We start from the raw sequence: 16,877 nt of genomic DNA on the forward strand, positions 1-16,877 counted from the left end.
ACCATCCGCACCGCCCGCTCACGCACCTCGGGTGCGTACCTCGTCAATCTGTTGCTCATGGCTCCATCCTCTCAAGGTTTGGAGCCTCCGGGAAAGACGGGGCGATTCACATCCCGCAAGTACGAGGAATGACATCGACAGCGCGATGCATCCAAGACCGTTTTGGAATCTTGAGTGGTTGATGCTCATGGAAGTACTCCCCTAGTGGGCGCGACAGAAACGAGCGCACGCTGACTATTGAGAAGCGCCATCTCTAAGTCAAATAGTGCAAACGCATTGGAACGATGCCTTTAAAACATAGTCGGCTGCTTTCCGCTTCCAAACACGATTGCTAGCTCATAAGACGCTCCTTATGCGCCCTTGCTTGAGGGCTCCCTGGACACAATTGGGCGTATGTTTCAGGCGCGATGATCTGAGGTAATGTCGGGCGTGACCCGCTCTAGGAGAGTCCAGTGCATATGACTGGCAGTCCCGTCTCGCCCGAGCAAGGCGAGAGTGATCGCGACAACGTTGTCCTACGCTGCGAGCGGTATCGAGAGGCGTTCTTGTTGTTGTTGAATGCGCCCTTTGAAGATCTGGACGACAGCCTGATGCGCATGTTGGCCGTGCTGGCGACCACCCTGGACGTCGACCGTGTTGGTCTGTGGCTGTTCACCGATGCTCCTCGCGGCATCCAGTGCGCCCACCAGTGGGACCGAGAGGTGGGTGGACCAGTTGTACCTGATGTCTTTCTTGCGAAGGACTATCCCCACTATTTTTCTGCCATCTCTAGCGAACTTCTGATTACGGTGACGGATACGCGCACGGACGCACGTACAAGCGAACTGTCACAGGACTACCTCGAGCCTCTTGGAATTCTCTCGCTGCTCGACGTCCCCGTTCGTGCGTTTGGTCGTTACCTGGGCGTGTTGTGCCATGAGCACAGGGGCACGACGCGACTGTGGACGGCGGAGGAGCAACACTTCGCCTCTGGCGTCGCCAATCAGATTGCGCTGGCTCATGAACGGCATCAAGCAAGCAAGACCCAGCGGGAACTACTTTGGCGCTGTACTCATGATGAGCAGACGCAGCTTCCCAACCGGGCTTACCTTGATGGCGCGTTGCATGCCGCCGCGTCAGAGAACACTTCCGGCGTCACCTTAATTGTTACGTCTGTCGATCAATGCAGTTACCTGTTAGGCGCTTTAGACAATAGGACCATGGCCACCGTGGCGCAGCAGATTGCACAACATTTGCTGCGCGTGGCACCCGGTGATTGGCGCGTAACCAGGACGGCCCCAAATGAATTCGCGCTTCTCACTAAGAATAGCGATGCTGTCACGCTTACTCATGCGCTCCACACCTTGTCGGCTGCACTGAAACTTACAGTACAGGTTGGCAGGCAGCGCGTTCCTCTGACATGGAGTTCGGGCTACAGCCAACGAGAACTACTGGCGCCAGATGACGTCAACGCGTTGATCAGCGAGGCGCAGCTGGCATCCAGCGCTGCGCACATGTCCGGCGGAAATTGCCTGGTTCAGTTTGATTCCGCGATGCGATCACGCCTGGCCGCACAGCTTGAGCTCGAACAGGAAATGCGAGATGGATTGGAAGCCGCGGAGTTTAGGCTTTTCTTTCAGCCTGTATTTAAGCTCGAGTGCGGAACTTGCGTGGCGGTGGAAGCCCTTCTTCGTTGGCAGCATCCGGAGCGAGGGGTGATTTTTCCTGATGCATTTCTTCCGGTCGCGCTTTCTTCTGGCCTTATCCTTGACCTAAGCCGGTTTGTCGTTCGGGAGGCATGCCAAAGCATCTCGAAGCTTCGCCAGCAGTCGGGGCTCACCGACTTGCAAATAGCAATCAACATGTCGGCTCCAGAAATCGTGGTCCCAGGTACCGTTGAACTCTTGGCTGACGAGTTAACTCGCGCGAATGTCACACCAGATTCCCTGACGCTTGAGATTACCGAGTCCGCCTTGATGCTCGATCTGGGGCGGGCGGCAGACGTGCTGTCCAGTATTCGTGACTCTGGGATCAAGGTGAGCCTGGATGACTTTGGCACCGCCTACTCCTCACTGTCCTGGCTTCGACAGTTGCCGATCGACAACGTCAAAATCGATCGCGGCTTCGTGGCAGGCATGATCGATGACCACCGTGATAGAGCAATCGTCGAGGGCATAGCCGCTCTGACAAGGTCTTTTGGGAGAGAGGTCATCGCAGAGGGCATTGATACGGTTGAGCAGCTTGCCGCACTGCGGGCTATTGGCGTGGAGTTTGGCCAAGGCTATCTTTTCTCTCGGGCAGTGCCGCTGGAGGAGTTCGTACCGACATTGCTGCACAGCTGCGAAACACTATTTTCCCCTGCCCCCGGAGCGCCACCCGGCTAGATGCTAGGGCGTTGACGAGCCCCTGGCTATTCGCTGCCCGCCATGGACGGTCGGCTCGCTGCGTGTATGCAGCGTCTAACTTGATTGTTGGTGCTGGTCGACGCGGCCTAGGCCGCTGATGCTGACCACGCCCTAGCCTGTGTATCCGGCTACGGTCGCTTCCGGCCATAAGCGGCCTGGGTACCGCCTCGGGCACCGATTCAAGGCGCCGCGGCTGTCTTAGGCCGCGGATGGTGCGGACAGAACCCAAGTTACGGCACGTAAATGTCAGTCTCGTAATTTAAGAGAATCCGCCGCCAATTCCGTAATTGGTCGTAGGATATTGTCCATGAGAGATTTTCCGGCGAGATCTAGGCAGCCATCGCTCCGTTGGAGGTCCGAGCGCATAGTCGCCTCCCAACCCGAAGTGGTCATCGGGCACACGCGACGGTTGTAACTTCGTGCCGCCCTTCAGCGGCTGTGTATTTCGGCCCGGTTGAGCAACGAATCCGTTTGACGTTGACCACAGTCGGATCAGTTGCTGGTGCTGACCGGGGCCAGGTCTTGTTTCAGGCCACATCCGCCTCCGACCCGAAGCGAACGTCCGACCGGGCGGACGGAGGAGGGCTCTTCTCCAGATGAAAGCGCTGCTCAGAACTGGGTGGCGTCGCTATGCCCTGCATACCTCCGGGACCAATACACTCCATTCCGGCGTCTACCCCTGCGAGCACTGCGCCGACAACAGTGTGTCCACGCATGGAAATCGGTTGTCGCCGCAAAACCACCACCAGTTCAAACCGCCTGCACCCATTCGCTGGCGCCTGATTGCGGCCTCGCATTGACTCCCCCGGCGGGCGGCCGCTACTCAGGCTAAACTGGCAAGGGGTCGCTCCGACCCCTTGGGGCGTCATCGAAGGGATGACCTGGGATGAACCGCGAATTGTTGCTCAAGGACGTTGCCGAAAGCGGCTACAACATCGGCTATGCCGCCAAGAAGCATCTGGCCACCTACGACATCGTCGAAAAGGCGCCTGGCTGGATTAGCGTGATTAGCTTCGCCTTCGGCATCCTGGCGCTTGGCTTTCCCGCCTTGGACAACAGGGTCTTGGCAGCCTTTCTCCTCATCGTGTCGTACGCGGTTTTCTACTTCAATTCCTACCAGGACGGCCGACTGGAATATGCTCGGGTTGGGAGTCGACTCACGACCTTGTTCACCATTCTCCGTTCGGTGTACTACGAAATTCAAAGTCGCGGGGAGGCCGACAACCTAGATGACCTGCAGACCCGGTATCGGGAATTGCTAGATGAGTCCCAACGCATCGGCATCAGCAAGCAGATATTCCTGAGCGACTGGTACGCGCATTACAAGTTCTTCTGGCAGGCCGAGCGCAGCTGGCTGCAAGAAAAGCGGCCCTTCACTTTCTGGCGCGACAAGATCCCGCTGTCGGCCACCGTCACGGGCATCGTCCTCCTGGTCGCTCTGGTCGCCGGCGCCGTGGCGTGGGGACTGCGCTCGTGAGTCTGAGCTAGCGAAGCCGCATCATGGGACTGGCCAACTGGTTTCAAACCTTTTGTGACGATCTGCAGGTCGACACCGCGACCAGCATTTCCACCCGCTATGCAGCACTGACCACCCGTCTGAACACCGATTTTTGGGGCACGACCTCGGCGACGGCGCATAGCCTGTACGTGGGCTCCTACGGTCGAAATACCGCGATACGGGGCATCAGCGACGTCGACATGATCTTCGAGCTGCCTTGGGCGCTGTACACCCAGTACAACGCCTACCTCCTCAACGGTCAGTCGGCGCTGCTGCAGGCGGTCAAGTCTTCGATTCAAAAGACCTATCCCAACACCGGCATCCGCGGTGACGGTCAGGTCATTCAGGTCGCATTTTGGGATATGACATTCGAGGTGGTTCCAGCCTTTCCGCATTCCGACGGGTTGTATACGTACCCCGACGCCAATGCCGGCGGCTCGTGGCGGACCACCAACCCGCGGGCCGAGATTGCCGCCATCCGCACCCGAAACATCGCGTGCAACTACAATTTAGTGCCGTTGTGCCGGATGATGCGCCAGTGGAAGAGCGAATGGTCGGTTCCGATGGGTGGGCTTCTCATCGATACGCTCGCGTACCAGTTCATCGAGAACTGGGAGAACAAGAAGAAGTCGTACCTGTACTACGACTTCATGTGCCGCGACTTTTTCAAATTCATGGCTGACCAAAGCGCCGACCAGACCTTCTGGCGGGCACCGGGCAGTAGCTCATACGTGTACGGAGGTGGCTTCCAGTACAAGGCCAAACGCTGCTACAACCTGAGTCTGGAAGCAATCCAGCATGAGATGGCCGATCCTAAGCGCGAGTGGTCATCCAAGCAGAAGTGGCGGGAGATCTTCGGAACGCGCTTCCCGAGCTGACCCAAGGCATCCAGCCTTTCCTTCGACCGGGTCGTCGACCCGCAGGCGTGCCCGACGGGTGCCGCGCAATGGATGTACGCGGGTCGATTAAAGTGATGCTAAAGCGTAGCGGGATGTCTGCTTCTGGCCGGAAGCGGAAGTCGGCGCCCTTGGCGGTCCAGTCGCCGCTGCTCCAGTGTGCCGGCTCAGTCAACACCAGAATCGCTGGTCAGCGCATCCCGGCGTAAAGTTCAAAGTCGACCAGCGCCCGCAGCGGCACCTGAAGTGCCATTTCACGAGGGAGTCGCGCCACAGAAGCGAGGCACGCGCGTACCGCTCCTAAGGAATCCGCGTGAGTCGGCCCGCCCAGTCCGCTTCGCTCCAGAGAGGAACAAGTGAGTCGTACGCCATAGCCGCCGCGCGGCCCGATGCAATCTCGACATCGGAGGTCGCGTACTCTCCCCCGGCCACGGCTTCGTACTCAGAAATGCCGCTGAGGATACGCTGACACTTGGTGTGGTTCCGGGTAAGAATGAACTGCACTGGACATCGAAGATGTCGCAGAAACTCCAAAGGGGTCGGTGCATCGCCGGCCCATAGTCGAATGATCTCACCGCCAGGAGTTCTAATCGGCTCTTGTCCCGCGCGCATTCCGACCTGGCCAATGACCGGGAGGTGGAGAAACCGCTTGATCATCGACGAATCGGCAAATAGAACCCCGTCGACGCCGTCCGGTACCGAGTACTGAAGGTTGTTGATGACACAAGGCACAAGCAGTTTCCCGCGGGCCTCCGGCAGTTGATCATCGAGCATGTCCGGATGTTTCAGAAGCCCATCAACCAACCGGCGGACTTGCCTTGCGTGGCTGACACTTTCCTGCCGCGCATGATAGGCCAGCTGAATAACCCCGCCTGAGAGGGTGTGATTCTTGCACTCGAACAAGAAACAGAAGTTCCCCCAGACCATTAGCGCGTCGTAGTCGTATTCTTCCTTGTCGCGCTTCTTCGTGAAGTGGGCGACCTTGCGGCCGGGCCCCTGGATTTCTTTTCTAAGACGCTTCTCGAACTCGGTTCCTTTGCGTTGAACCGTTGCGCCAACCCCGTTGAGTGCCGAAACAATGATTGGGCCAAGAATCCCATTCCGTTGGCTCGGCGCGACGAACAAGTAACGGTCCTCGCCCACGCGAATGAACGGATGGTCGTAGATGTCGCTGCGTCGGCTCGTCAGGCAGCAGTGGCTGAGGAAGCGGTGAGCGGCGGTCCGCTCAGCCCACCACGGGTCAAGTACTGAACGATCTCAGCCTCTGCCAACTGCGGGCACGGGTGGTCGGTGGCTGCAGTCACGATTTCTGCGGCGAGTCGCCGCAGGATCGCGTAGCCGCGCAGCCACTCCATGAGCGTTAGGCCGGCATATTGCTTCGTATCATTCTGCACGTCGTACGAGTAGTACTCAAATAGCGTATAGAGCCCGTGCTTTTCCTCGAATGAGACAAAGGCCGCCGGCGCCAGCGGCGTGTGCTCGTCTAAACTGGGGTCAGCACCTCGGTACCCGCTCGCCAGCATCTCGAAGTACTGCTGATGGGTGCGCGCGAGCAATCTATCGTTAGCAATGTAGTCAACCAACTCCACGTCGTGGTTGGGCTCAACATCCAGGATGGACGTGATCCCGGCCGGAGTATTTTTCGGCAGCGGCGGTGGTACATATTCGAACGGGCGATGGTCAAAGCGGGCACGGACCTGTGCCCGCTCCCAGCCGCCCCATGCTGCGGCAAAGCTCAGCACCGATTGCACAGCCTCTATCTCGTCGATTGACGGACGGTGGAGCGCGCTCGGCAGCACGACCTCGCCAGCCTTGTTCAACCAGCTATTCTGGTACGCGAGGAGCAGCACCGTTGCGCCCATGGCCTTGAGAACACCGAATAGCTCCGTGTCCGGATTGACAATGCGGCCTCCAATCGAAAAGTTGCTTTTCACCCGCAACTCGGGACCCTTGTCCATGTCCTGTTGTGCGCCTTTCTCAAGCATCTCCAGCATTTGGCACGCAAAGGCCGTGGCGGCAGCCACCTGTGTGATCGGCGGCAGGGCCGCTCCCGCCGACTTTCCCGTCTGATGGAGTATTTTTGCGAAGTTGATGTCGACGGTATTCAACAGATCCGGGAGCGCCTGCAGCGTCGCGGCCGCATCGGCATCGAGACTGGTGAGCGCCATAGCTACATTCGCTATGAACGACTTTCGTCGCGCGGGCCAGTCTTTCTTGGTGCCATGCTTGTCGAGCAACGACTCACTCTTCCACAGCGTATCTACCACCTCTTTGGCCGTACGGCTTCCGCTTGACTGCACGAACCCGGCCACGGCCGTGGCGTCCAGCCGACCGATGGCCTTCTCGAGTTCCGATCCTTTTAGATCTTCCATTCACAGTAGTCCTGATTTGGGTGATGTGCAGTGCTGCGACTATTTGCCAGAGAGTGCTTCGGCTATATCCATACACACGGCAGACGACCAGAATGTCGGACGTGGGAGCAGGTTAGAGATCGTCCTAGGCGGCCATACGACGACCTCAGGACTGCCACCTCGCCCAACAAGTCCCGTTAGCGAAGGCTGCGGAAGCCGAGTCCGCTATCTTCCGGAAGCGGGTGTCTGCGGCCCCGATCCGACATGCTGGTCGCCAGCACCCCCGCGGGAAGGCTCACTCAATACTAGAATCCCTGGCCCGCTATTGCCGGCGCAAAGATTGAAGTCGAGCAGCGCCTGCAATGTGTGTGAGCTCGGCGCCATTACCTGTCCAAATCGACCGTTTCCCCGGCGGGCTAGGAGGCCGCGCGATCCCCTCGGCGAGCGACTTTCTCGGGCGCGACGGCGCCTGGCAGTTAGCGCGTGGGGACTTACGTAGCGGAGTCTGCCTTCTCTCGTCCGGCCGAATTTACGGTCGAGCCGCAGAGGCCTCTCGGACCCCAGCGGGGGTCAGCGGCCTCTATCCGCTTATGTCCGCCCTCATTGACAGACGGACCTTTTCAACCATGCCTGTCTGTCCAAGTGTCGCGGAGCGTGACAGTGCGATTAAACGCCGGCTTGCCGGAGGTGTGATCGCGGCGATCGGCAACAAAGAAGCCCAGTCGTTCGAACTGTAGCCGTGTCTCTGGACCAACAGGGGCCGCCGACCTTTCAACATAGCCAGAGGCAACCCTTACAGACAGCGGATTCAGGAACTCGCGGTACGTCTTGCCGTCTTTATCATTGTCCGGATCCCGAACTGAGAAAAGTCGATCGTAGAGTCGGAACTCTGCCGGCACCCCGTGTTTTGCACTCACCCAATGTATCGTTCCTTTCACTTTGCGGTTGGCGCCGGACATTCCGGGACGCGAGTCAGGGTCTAGCGTGCAGCGCAGCTCTTTGACTAGGCCATCCTCCGTCACAATTTCGTGGCACTTGATTAGTCCGACCCCGCGCAAACGAACTTCCCTATCTTGTGCCAGCCGATGAAAGCCAGGTGCTGGCACTTCCGCGAAGTCTTCCCTTTCAATCCATATCTCTGGTGAGAAGAAGACGTTCCTCTCACCAAACGCGGCATCCTTTGGATGATTTTGGAACGAAACTTGGCTCTCGTAACCACCCTCGAGGTTGGTGATGATCAGTTTGAGAGGATCAACGACCGCGAATCTTCTGACACAGGTGGAGTCCATGACCTCGCGAATGCAGCCCTCCAGCACCGAATAGTCAATCAGGGAGTTCTGTTTGCTGATGCCGACGCGCTCGGCCAGCAGGCGCAGCGCCGCCGGCGGGCAGCCGCGGCGGCGCAGGCCCTGCAGGGTGGGCATGCGCGGGTCGTCCCAACCCGACACCAGGCCTTCCTCTACTAGGGTGAGCAGCTTGCGCTTGCTCATGACGGTGTAGCTGATGTTCAAGCGGGAGGATTCGATCTGCCGCGGTTTCGCTACCGGCGCGACCAAGCCGGCCTCGATCACGGATTGGTAGAGCTCCGGGTGTCGCACAAGGTCCACGTTATCCACGAACCAGTCATACAGCGGCCGGTGGTCCTCGAACTCCAGCGTGCACAGTGAATGGGTGATGCCTTCCAGGGCATCGCTCAGGGAGTGCGCGTAGTCGTACATCGGGTAGATCGGCCAGGCATTTCCGGTGTTCTGGTGCTCGACGTGCTTGATCCGGTAAATGGCTGGGTCGCGCAGGTTGATGTTGCCGCTGGCCATGTCGATCTTGGCGCGTAGGGTGCGGGCGCCATCGGGGAACTCACCGTCGCGCATACGGGTGAACAGGTCGACGTTCTCTTCGACGCTGCGGTCGCGGAAAGGCGAGTTGCGGCCCGGCTCGGTCAACGTGCCGCGGTATTCGCGCACCTGTTCGGCGTTGAGGTCGCAGACGAAGGCCTTGCCGTCGCGGATCAGCTTGAGCGCGCTGCGGTAGAACACCTCGAAATAATCAGAGGCGTGGCGCAGCTCGGCCCATTCGAAGCCCAGCCAGCGCACGTCTTCCTTGATGGCCTCGACGTACTCGGGATCCTCCTTGGCCGGGTTGGTGTCGTCGAAGCGCAGGTTCACCGGGCCGCCAAACTCCTGGCCGATGCCGAAGTTCAGGTAGATGGCCTTGGCGTGGCCAAGGTGCAGATAGCCGTTGGGCTCGGGCGGGAAGCGGGTACGCACGGTGGCGTGGCGGCCCGCGGCCAGGTCCTCGCGGATGATCTGGCGAATGAAGTCGTTCTTTTTCAGCGGGTTGGCGTCAGGGGGAGCGAGAGTCGAGGTCATGCGGTCGGCCAGGTGGTTGGGCGATAGGGGTTGGCGGGTGGTCTGCCGCCTTTTTCGCGGCCCCACCCCGGAGCCCAAAACTGAACGGGCAGGCGCCTCAGAGCAGGGTATCCGTCGGCCTGGGACGCAGCAATATGCGCCGCGCACATAGTTTCGCCATTTCAGGTATTATGTGCGTGGCGCATATATAGGCGGAATGCTGATGCGCCGTCACCTCCGCGTTAGTACGCCTCGCCACCAAGGCTAAAAGGCTATGGAACTCCATCAGATCAGCTACTTCATCCACTTGGCAGAAACGCTCAACTTCACGAGCGCTGCGAAGTTGAGCGGTGTTTCCCAACCCAGTCTCACCCGGGCAATTCTCCGCCTGGAGCAGGAACTCGGGGGGCCCCTGATCTATAGAAAGGGGAAAAACAGCCGACTTACGGGATTGGGACAGCACGTCGAACTAGAGTTCCGGCGAATGCTAGTTGCGCTGGAGAGCGTGCGGCAGCACTCCGACAATTGGGCGCAGGGAAAACATCAAGTTCTTGATATCGCGGTTGCGCCGACCGTGGGGGCGACTACTTTCGTCCCATTCCTTCTCAGTGCGCTGGAACAGATTCCGTCCATCGAGTTCAAATTGCATTCGCTCAAATCCAGCGAAGACGTCTCGGGTTTGATGTCGGGAAGGTATCACGCGTGCATATTCCCGCAGAGTTCGAGGCCTGACATTAGGTTGTCCGTTGTACCCCTGTTTCGGGAGCGCCTGGTGCTGGGCTGCGCAGCGGATCACCCATTGGCTGCGTTTGACACCATCCGCGCTGAAGACTTGGTGGATTATCCGTTCATTGATCGGCTTAACTGCGAGTACCGCGGGCAGATCCAGGATCACTTCACCAGACGAGAAGTCGTCATGCGACCCCGCTTCCGGACAGACCGGGAAGATTGGGTCCAGCGCGTCGTAGCTCAGAGCAGGGCCGTCTGCATTCTCCCGGAGCGGTCCGTTGCAGTTCCTGGCATGGTCACTCGACTGATCGAAGGCCTCACGTTGGAGCATGATCTCGTCATGGCGATGGCCTCAGGATCCGCTACACCCGTCGAGCTAAAGCAGTTTGCCCAGTTCGCATCGAACTACGAATGGCACTGATTGATGATCCATGTGCATAGGCGTCATGGCGTCGATGCTCGCAGTGCATAAGAACTACCCGCTAGCCGTGGGATAGGACTCAAATCCGCGTGTATCAACATTTTGCGGGGATTGAGGTGCCCGCCGCCATCGAGATCGCGGCGAGCACCAGCTCCTTGTGGATCGTTGCCTTGACCGCCAAGCTACCTGCTTCGGGTCGACACCGACCGCGCGGCTCAGGCCGCTCCAATGCGGGCGATGACCTTGATCTCGAAATCGAAACCCGCGAGCCAATTGACGCCGAGGGCGGTCCAAGTTGGATAGGGCGCGGCCGAGAAGACTTCGTTCTTCACAGCAAGGACGGTGTCGAACTGCTTTTCGGGGTTGGTGTGGAAGGTGGTCACATCAACGATGTCATCCAGGGTGCAACCGCCGGCTTTCAGGGTCGCCTGAAGGTTGGCGAATGCCAATCGCACCTGCGCCTCGAAGTCGGGTTCGGGCGAACCATCGCTGTGGCTACCCACATGGCCCGAAACGAAGAGGAAATCGCCCGATCGGATGGCGGCGGAGTAAGAATGCTGGATGAAAAGCTCATTCCGGCCGGCCGGAAACACGGCTTCACGTGTGGTCATCGGGAATTGTCCTGTGGTGGGAGAGGGATTGCGGGTACGTAGCGGTCACTCTAGGCGCTCGCAGCGACCGGATAAACGAGTCAAAGCCGGCATCACTGTTTGTAGAATCCGAACAATCCCGCCATTACCCGGAGCCGCGCATGGACCGAATAGACGCGATGCAGGCCTTCGCCCGCGTGGTGGAGACCGGCAGCTTCACCAAGGCGGCCGAAACGCTGCAGACGAACAAGACCCGCGTGACCCAATTGATTCAGCAATTGGAGACGCGCCTGCGCGTGAAACTGCTCCACCGCACCACGCGAAAGGTCAGCGTAACCGCCGATGGAGCCGCGTACTACGAGCGAGTCGTACGCCTACTCGCAGACTTCGACGATGCCGAAACCAGCCTCTCTGCGGAATCCGCCGCGCCGCGTGGACGACTGCGCGTGGATGTGCCGGCGCCATTTGCCAGCCTGGTGCTGGTGCCGGCCCTGCCTGACTTCCACGCGCGCTACCCCGACATCCAGCTCGACCTTGGCGCCAGCGACCGCAAGGTGGACCTGATCGACGAGAACGTGGACTGCGTCCTGCGTGGTGGCGAACTCACCGAGCTGTCGCTGCGCGCCCGCCATGTCGCGGACCTACCGTTGGGTGTCTACGCAGCGCCCGCCTACCTGGCCCGGGCCGGCACGCCGGCGTCCCCGCAGGCCCTGGACGACGGCCAGCATGTCGTTATCGGCTATCGCGGCTCGCGGGCCGGCACGCCGCTGGCCCACACGCTGCACCGGGGCGATGAGCGCCTGCAGGTACGCGGTCGCCTGGTGCTGACGGTAGATGATGGCAACGCCTACCTCGCCGCCGGCGTCGCGGGGCTAGGGGTGTTGTGGTTGCCGACGTACATGGCTCACGCCCCACTGGCTCGGGGAGAGTTGGTGCCTCTTTTTGAAGACTGGCAGCTCGATCCGATGCCCCTTTACTTGGCCTTTCCTCCGAACCGGCACGTAAGCCTAAAGCTGCGCGTGTTCATCGATTGGATCGTCGAGTTGATGGCGCGTCGCGCCCCGGGGACGATGCGAATGCCATAGCCTGGCGCTATGCCTCTTCAGGCAGGTTGGCTATGCCTTTCCAATCAGGGTGTCCACGACCGACCTCAGTTTGCCCCTCCGGCGTGTCCGCCCGTGAGGCCGGTCGCCGTTGGCAGTAGTTGGCGGTACTAGCGAGCTACTTGGGGAGAGTCGCCATGAGATTGTTGCTCTGCTGCGCCATGTCGGCGGGCCTGTTTCTCTCCGCGTGCTCGGCCACCCAACCTGTGCGTCCAGATAAAGCCGGGTCGATTGCGCCAACACAGACCGTAGTCGTCATAAGGGGACTCGAAGGGGAAGGTGATGTCCAACGGGCGCCCCCTGCCGTCGTGCGACGCTTGGAGGTTGAGGAGCGCAACAACCGGTACCTTGGTCGCTTGCAGGCGGTAGAACCTCCCGATCTCCACGTGCGGGTTGTCGATGTCGGTCAGGGTCTTTGCGTCGTCGGCCTTACGGCGGAGGGATACACATTTCTCGTCGACGCGGGTCACTGGATCGGAAACGCCTGTGCCGACGGGGTGGACAAGCTCCTGCCGGACATGGGTCTGTCCATGGTGGTGCTTACCCACAGCGATGGAGACCACCTTGGCAACCTGCCGCTCATCTTGGAATCGAGGGAGGTAGGCACACTACTGTGGACTGGCTACACGCCGCCGCACTGCACGCACGTCGGCGCCTCCGGATGCACCACCTTCTTCAATGCACGGGAGGCAATCGGCGAGGTCGCAGCGGATCAGTCATCCGTCCTCAACCTGAAAGCAACGCCGCTCGCATCTGGCCAGGTGTTTGAGCTTGGCGAAGTGGAGATCACCTTCCTGGCGGGATGGCACGAGTTCCCGGACGTGGGGCAAATGAGCCCTTCAGAGATCTCCAATGCTGTCTCCATCATGGTTCGAATCTCGCATGGTGGCAGATCGATCCTGGTGACAGGCGACGCAATTGGCCGGCCGTTGCGTGGGTCAGACGACGAAACGTGCACAGGCTCGGAGGGATGGGCCGTCGAGAACGTGGAAGCGGATCTGCTGAGCGCCGACGTGCTGATTGCTTCCCATCACGGAGGCAACAACGGAAGCGCGAAGTGCTTCATCACCGCGGTCGCGCCAGAGTTTGTCATCTTCTCTGCGGGCGGCGGGCACGGACACCCCCATCGGGAAACCGTCGCTCGCTTTCTTGCAGCGGGAATCCCGGTAGCACATCTCCTTCGGACTGATCGGGGCAGCAACAGCGCGAGCGACGCCGAGGAGGGGGAATGGGCCGAGACGTCCGTGCCGGCGTGTGGGGATAAGTCGAAGGACGATGACATTGACATCCTCTTCGGTAGCGATGGCGGCATCACAACTTCGTATGTGGAGCCCAACCGTTGCGAGTAGCGCCGAAACAATGCCAAACATAGGGGAGTCAGAATGAAAGTCGCGAAGATCGAGGAAGCCGTCGGGATTGCAATCAAACTCATGTATGCGGAACGCGTCGGCAAACCATTCTCGTTTTCGACCACGCCAAGCAAGCCGTTGCGTAAGGGTGGAATGGGTGTGTCGTGGTCAGTTTGGGATGGCTATCTCAAAGGATTAGTTCATGACCACCTTCCCAAAGGCCCGCCGTTCTCTGGATTGGCAGTGGACACCCCATTGGTGGATGAGACCTATCGAAAGGATCTGCGGAGCCTGCGCCACCAGCTCACGAAGCGAATTGCACTGAAAGACAAGTACGGGGTGTGAAATGACTCGGATCGCCCAACTCCGCACGTGCGCCTTGGCAGTTGTCATCTTAATCGCTCCGCTCCATGTGCTTGCCCAAGCCAGTTCTGCCAGCCCTGAACTGACAGCCGTCTTCTCTGAGGCCAATCAAGCTTACTTCTGCAACAAAGAGGGGAGCCTAAAGGTTGCGCCGCTCTTCGGCCAAGTCGGCCTGGCATACCAGCTCAACTTCGCAGCGCTACCTCGCCTTCCTGGTGACCAAGACCAAAACGCTCCAATTCCTGCGGATGTTTTGGCAATGAGATGGGTGCTGCACTGGGGCAGTGTCGAGGCGGGCGACGTGGATGGTCTTGGACTCACAACCGCCCAGCAATCAGCGATCCAGAGCATCCGATACGACTTGGCGGAGCACTTGGCTTGGCTCGCCGAGAATCCGAAGGAATCGAAGTACCGACTGGACCCAGCTACTCCGCTGGCATCCATCAACACGCCAGATGCTAGAGACGCCGCGCTACGCAGGCTGTTCGCTCCTGTCTTGGGAGGTAGTGAGGCACCCCTCCGGATCCTTTGCGTCTTTCGAGACGGCACCGCTGCGGCCCCCAAACCCCCTTCCGATCCGTCTGACGACCGGGTAATTCTGGCGCTACGAGGAAAGATAGACGACCTAGCCGTGGTTCGGGCTCCCGCCGGAAGTGAGAGGGACGTTGAAGCATTCAAGAAGGCGTCCGGGGCCAATCTGTCGTTCACTGACGACGACGTCAAAGGATCATCGGTTCTCACCGCTGAAGCCGTGGTCGGTGTGGGTACACAGCTGGGACCGAACGACGCCGCCTTTCTTTTCCTGCACTACCTCGCGAGCACGTCCGAGACACAAGCACCAGGTGACGACGACGATAGTAAGGATATCCGGGCGCTTAGTCCTGGGCTGATGTATCGAAGGTCTTTCGGTGACGAGGACGGCCAAGGTGCCTATGGCACTTTCACGGCGGTCGCCTACCAGACTGACGATATGGCGAAGGACTCGACGATCCTGCGAGCTCGCGTGGGATTGGTCGACCTTGCTTACCTTCCGAGCGGCGCCAAGGCGGTCTGCGGCGCAACCCGCACTGCCGGTCCGCTTGACTTTGACTGTCGCGCCGGACTCTTTGCCGAGTATGGACGCGTCCAAGACGCAGGTAGCAACACTGACTTTCAGTCCCTAGTCGATGACAACTACGCCGGCATCGGTGGAGAGCTGACCCTTCGTTTCTCTCTTCCCGGGGTCAAGCCGCTCGCGCCATTGTCGTTCTCGATCGGCTATCGCTACATGCGCATTCTCTCTGGGGATTTGGAGAACCCCGGCCGGCTCTCGATGGATCTGACATACGCAATTCCAGACTCTAATTTCTCCATCGGCTTGTCTCAGACCAGAGGGGAGAACTTCGAAACTTTCGAGGAGGAAGACCTGACGAAAGTCGTGTTCGCATTTAAGTACTAGCGCCAGCACGTAGCAACGAGAAGCCAATGCCCAGGCAGCCCCTGAAAGCCGGAGCACGCGCAAGCACCGGTCCAGCTCCACGTTCCACCCGGTGCATGTGCGAAAGGCGCTGCACTGCCAACCTCGGGGGCGGTGGATTCTCCAGAACGTACTGAGGTAGCCTCGGGTACTAGCACTATTTGTTCGTCTTTTTGCTTAGCGAATCAGGGCACAGGGGAAATCATGGAACCGGCAACGTGGGGGGCGATCGGCGCCCTGATCGGTACGGTGGTGGGTGCGGCCGCGAGCGTCGTGACCGCGTACATCGCCACCCGCCATGCAGCGTCCCTGCAGGCAGCGGACGACCAAGCCAGACGACGGGGCCAGGGCCGGGCCTTCCAGCGGAACACGTTGCTTGCGCTACAAGAAGCGCTGAGTGACCTGCTTCGTTTGGAAGCGCGTTGCCACCTGGAGGATCGCCACGCCTTCCGAAGCACGGGTGTTTGGGGCAAGAACGCCGTTGGCGAGACGCTCTCCGAGGAGAACCGACTGGCGCGTCGATGGGCCATGATCCTCAAGGAGCGGGTCGCAGACGATGCGTTGCGTGTGGCTCTGGATGGTTTCTGCGGGCAGCTGACACAGGTCTCCCTGGTCGACTCGGAGGCCGAGGCGGTAACGCTGTTCGAACGCAACATGCGCCAAGCGACCCCGATGATGGAGCACATCGGCCGGACGCTCCGCGCCCAGTACGACCATTGATGTCTTCCGCAGACTAGGCGGTATACCGAGGAGGCGGAGTACATGCAGCGCGAAGAGGCGGAGAAGCTTCTAACTCAGGCGGTCGACCAGGTCATCCGCTTTGACCGCATATTGCTCGAGCTCGATGTGACCGAGCGGGCGCTCTCCTGCCGGATTGCCCACTACATGCACGATCCGAAGCTTGTCCCGCCGCCGCTCAGTATCGACTGCGAGTACAACCGCCACTTTGGTGACCCCAAACGACTCTACTTGCCGCCACGGGACGCCTTTGACCGAGAGGTCCGGGCCACTACCGTCTTCCCAGACATCATTGTTCACGAACGGAATTCGGATGCGCGCAACCTCCTGGCCATAGAAATGAAAAAGCCTGGCGGCAGCTTGGACTACGACCGGCAGAAGTTACTCGCCTTTCGACGGGAGCTAGGTTACCTGCACACGGCCCATCTAATCTTGGGACTCGACGCCAGCGGGGACTTGGTCAATCAGGTCATCTGGGTTGATGACGTGACTTAGCAGGTGATTGCGTCCGATGCGGATGGGTCGTCGCCGCTGCCCTCATGGTGAATCGCCCCGGCTTCTCCGGAGGCCATTTCGTTTGAGTCACGCCGCGATGGCGTGACCCGTGTTGCCGGCGTAGTACGCCGCCTCCGCTTCCGCCGGGGGTATGTTGCC

General features: G+C 59.8%; 14 protein-coding genes. 10 read left to right on the forward strand and 4 right to left on the reverse strand.

The features are described from left to right. The first annotated feature begins 458 nt into the window (after positions 1-458). The 3 genes from ACVOLQ_RS20885 (at position 459) to ACVOLQ_RS20895 (ending at position 4,760) form a co-directional block, all read left to right on the forward strand. Positions 459-2,363 carry a putative bifunctional diguanylate cyclase/phosphodiesterase gene (locus ACVOLQ_RS20885; RefSeq protein WP_481529183.1) on the forward strand — a complete coding sequence of 635 codons (1,905 nt, stop codon included), beginning with the start codon at positions 459-461 and terminating at the stop codon, positions 2,361-2,363. 907 nt (positions 2,364-3,270) lie between these two features. Continuing rightward, positions 3,271-3,861, forward strand: a complete 591-nt coding sequence (locus ACVOLQ_RS20890; protein WP_481529173.1) for an SLATT domain-containing protein — start codon at positions 3,271-3,273, stop codon at positions 3,859-3,861. A gap of 23 nt (positions 3,862-3,884) precedes the next feature. Further along, on the forward strand, positions 3,885-4,760 hold the full coding sequence (locus ACVOLQ_RS20895) for an SMODS domain-containing nucleotidyltransferase (RefSeq protein WP_481529174.1): 876 nt from the start codon (positions 3,885-3,887) through the stop codon (positions 4,758-4,760). Positions 4,761-5,078: 318 nt separating this feature from the next. Here ACVOLQ_RS20895 and ACVOLQ_RS20900 read toward each other — a convergent pair whose 3' ends face one another. The 3 genes from ACVOLQ_RS20900 to ACVOLQ_RS20910 form a co-directional block, all read right to left on the reverse strand. Then, positions 5,079-5,903: a hypothetical protein gene (locus ACVOLQ_RS20900; protein WP_481529175.1), complete on the reverse strand. Its 825-nt coding sequence runs from the start codon at positions 5,901-5,903 to the stop codon at positions 5,079-5,081. A 59-nt stretch (positions 5,904-5,962) separates the two neighbouring features. Next, complete coding sequence (locus ACVOLQ_RS20905; RefSeq protein WP_481529176.1) at positions 5,963-7,150, reverse strand: hypothetical protein; 1,188 nt, start codon at positions 7,148-7,150, stop codon at positions 5,963-5,965. A 599-nt stretch (positions 7,151-7,749) separates the two neighbouring features. After that, positions 7,750-9,495, reverse strand: a complete 1,746-nt coding sequence (locus tag ACVOLQ_RS20910) for a glutamine--tRNA ligase/YqeY domain fusion protein (protein ID WP_481529177.1) — start codon at positions 9,493-9,495, stop codon at positions 7,750-7,752. Between the two features lie 253 nt (positions 9,496-9,748). Here ACVOLQ_RS20910 and ACVOLQ_RS20915 point away from each other — a divergent pair, with 253 nt between their 5' ends. Then, the gene (locus ACVOLQ_RS20915; RefSeq protein WP_032966102.1) at positions 9,749-10,624 is read left to right on the forward strand and encodes a LysR family transcriptional regulator; all 876 of its coding nucleotides are present in this window, start codon (positions 9,749-9,751) and stop codon (positions 10,622-10,624) included. A gap of 215 nt (positions 10,625-10,839) precedes the next feature. Here ACVOLQ_RS20915 and ACVOLQ_RS20920 read toward each other — a convergent pair whose 3' ends face one another. Beyond that, positions 10,840-11,235, reverse strand: a complete 396-nt coding sequence (locus ACVOLQ_RS20920; protein WP_054662439.1) for a RidA family protein — start codon at positions 11,233-11,235, stop codon at positions 10,840-10,842. A gap of 140 nt (positions 11,236-11,375) precedes the next feature. Between ACVOLQ_RS20920 and ACVOLQ_RS20925 the strand changes: the two genes are divergently transcribed. The 6 genes from ACVOLQ_RS20925 (at position 11,376) to ACVOLQ_RS20950 (ending at position 16,718) form a co-directional block, all read left to right on the forward strand. Next, positions 11,376-12,299 (forward strand): LysR family transcriptional regulator, encoded by a 924-nt coding sequence (locus ACVOLQ_RS20925; RefSeq protein WP_481529178.1) that lies wholly within the window; start codon positions 11,376-11,378, stop codon positions 12,297-12,299. A gap of 155 nt (positions 12,300-12,454) precedes the next feature. After that, a complete protein-coding gene (locus tag ACVOLQ_RS20930) occupies positions 12,455-13,666 on the forward strand; it encodes a ComEC/Rec2 family competence protein (RefSeq protein ID WP_481529179.1) in 1,212 nt (403 codons plus the stop codon). Between the two features lie 33 nt (positions 13,667-13,699). Next, positions 13,700-14,011, forward strand: coding sequence for a hypothetical protein (locus ACVOLQ_RS20935; protein ID WP_481529180.1), 312 nt, complete (start codon positions 13,700-13,702; stop codon positions 14,009-14,011). Positions 14,012-14,045: 34 nt separating this feature from the next. After that, positions 14,046-15,467, forward strand: coding sequence for a hypothetical protein (locus tag ACVOLQ_RS20940; RefSeq protein ID WP_481529181.1), 1,422 nt, complete (start codon positions 14,046-14,048; stop codon positions 15,465-15,467). A 222-nt stretch (positions 15,468-15,689) separates the two neighbouring features. Next, entirely contained in the window at positions 15,690-16,205 is a 516-nt protein-coding gene (locus ACVOLQ_RS20945; RefSeq protein ID WP_481529182.1) for a hypothetical protein, read from the forward strand. Positions 16,206-16,247: 42 nt separating this feature from the next. Beyond that, entirely contained in the window at positions 16,248-16,718 is a 471-nt protein-coding gene (locus ACVOLQ_RS20950; protein WP_049468901.1) for a hypothetical protein, read from the forward strand. Positions 16,719-16,877: the final 159 nt, after the last annotated feature.

The sequence above is a fragment of the Stenotrophomonas sp. STEN031 genome (genome assembly GCF_056759975.1).

Coding starts and splice junctions, on each gene's coding strand:
- ACVOLQ_RS20885 (WP_481529183.1), top strand. CDS start 459: ATGACTGGCAGTCCCGTCTCGCCCGAGCAAGGCGAGAGTGATCGCGAC.
- ACVOLQ_RS20890 (WP_481529173.1), top strand. CDS start 3,271: ATGAACCGCGAATTGTTGCTCAAGGACGTTGCCGAAAGCGGCTACAAC.
- ACVOLQ_RS20895 (WP_481529174.1), top strand. CDS start 3,885: ATGGGACTGGCCAACTGGTTTCAAACCTTTTGTGACGATCTGCAGGTC.
- ACVOLQ_RS20905 (WP_481529176.1), bottom strand. CDS start 7,150: ATGGAAGATCTAAAAGGATCGGAACTCGAGAAGGCCATCGGTCGGCTG.
- ACVOLQ_RS20910 (WP_481529177.1), bottom strand. CDS start 9,495: ATGACCTCGACTCTCGCTCCCCCTGACGCCAACCCGCTGAAAAAGAAC.
- ACVOLQ_RS20915 (WP_032966102.1), top strand. CDS start 9,749: ATGGAACTCCATCAGATCAGCTACTTCATCCACTTGGCAGAAACGCTC.
- ACVOLQ_RS20920 (WP_054662439.1), bottom strand. CDS start 11,235: ATGACCACACGTGAAGCCGTGTTTCCGGCCGGCCGGAATGAGCTTTTC.
- ACVOLQ_RS20925 (WP_481529178.1), top strand. CDS start 11,376: ATGGACCGAATAGACGCGATGCAGGCCTTCGCCCGCGTGGTGGAGACC.
- ACVOLQ_RS20930 (WP_481529179.1), top strand. CDS start 12,455: ATGAGATTGTTGCTCTGCTGCGCCATGTCGGCGGGCCTGTTTCTCTCC.
- ACVOLQ_RS20935 (WP_481529180.1), top strand. CDS start 13,700: ATGAAAGTCGCGAAGATCGAGGAAGCCGTCGGGATTGCAATCAAACTC.
- ACVOLQ_RS20945 (WP_481529182.1), top strand. CDS start 15,690: ATGGAACCGGCAACGTGGGGGGCGATCGGCGCCCTGATCGGTACGGTG.
- ACVOLQ_RS20950 (WP_049468901.1), top strand. CDS start 16,248: ATGCAGCGCGAAGAGGCGGAGAAGCTTCTAACTCAGGCGGTCGACCAG.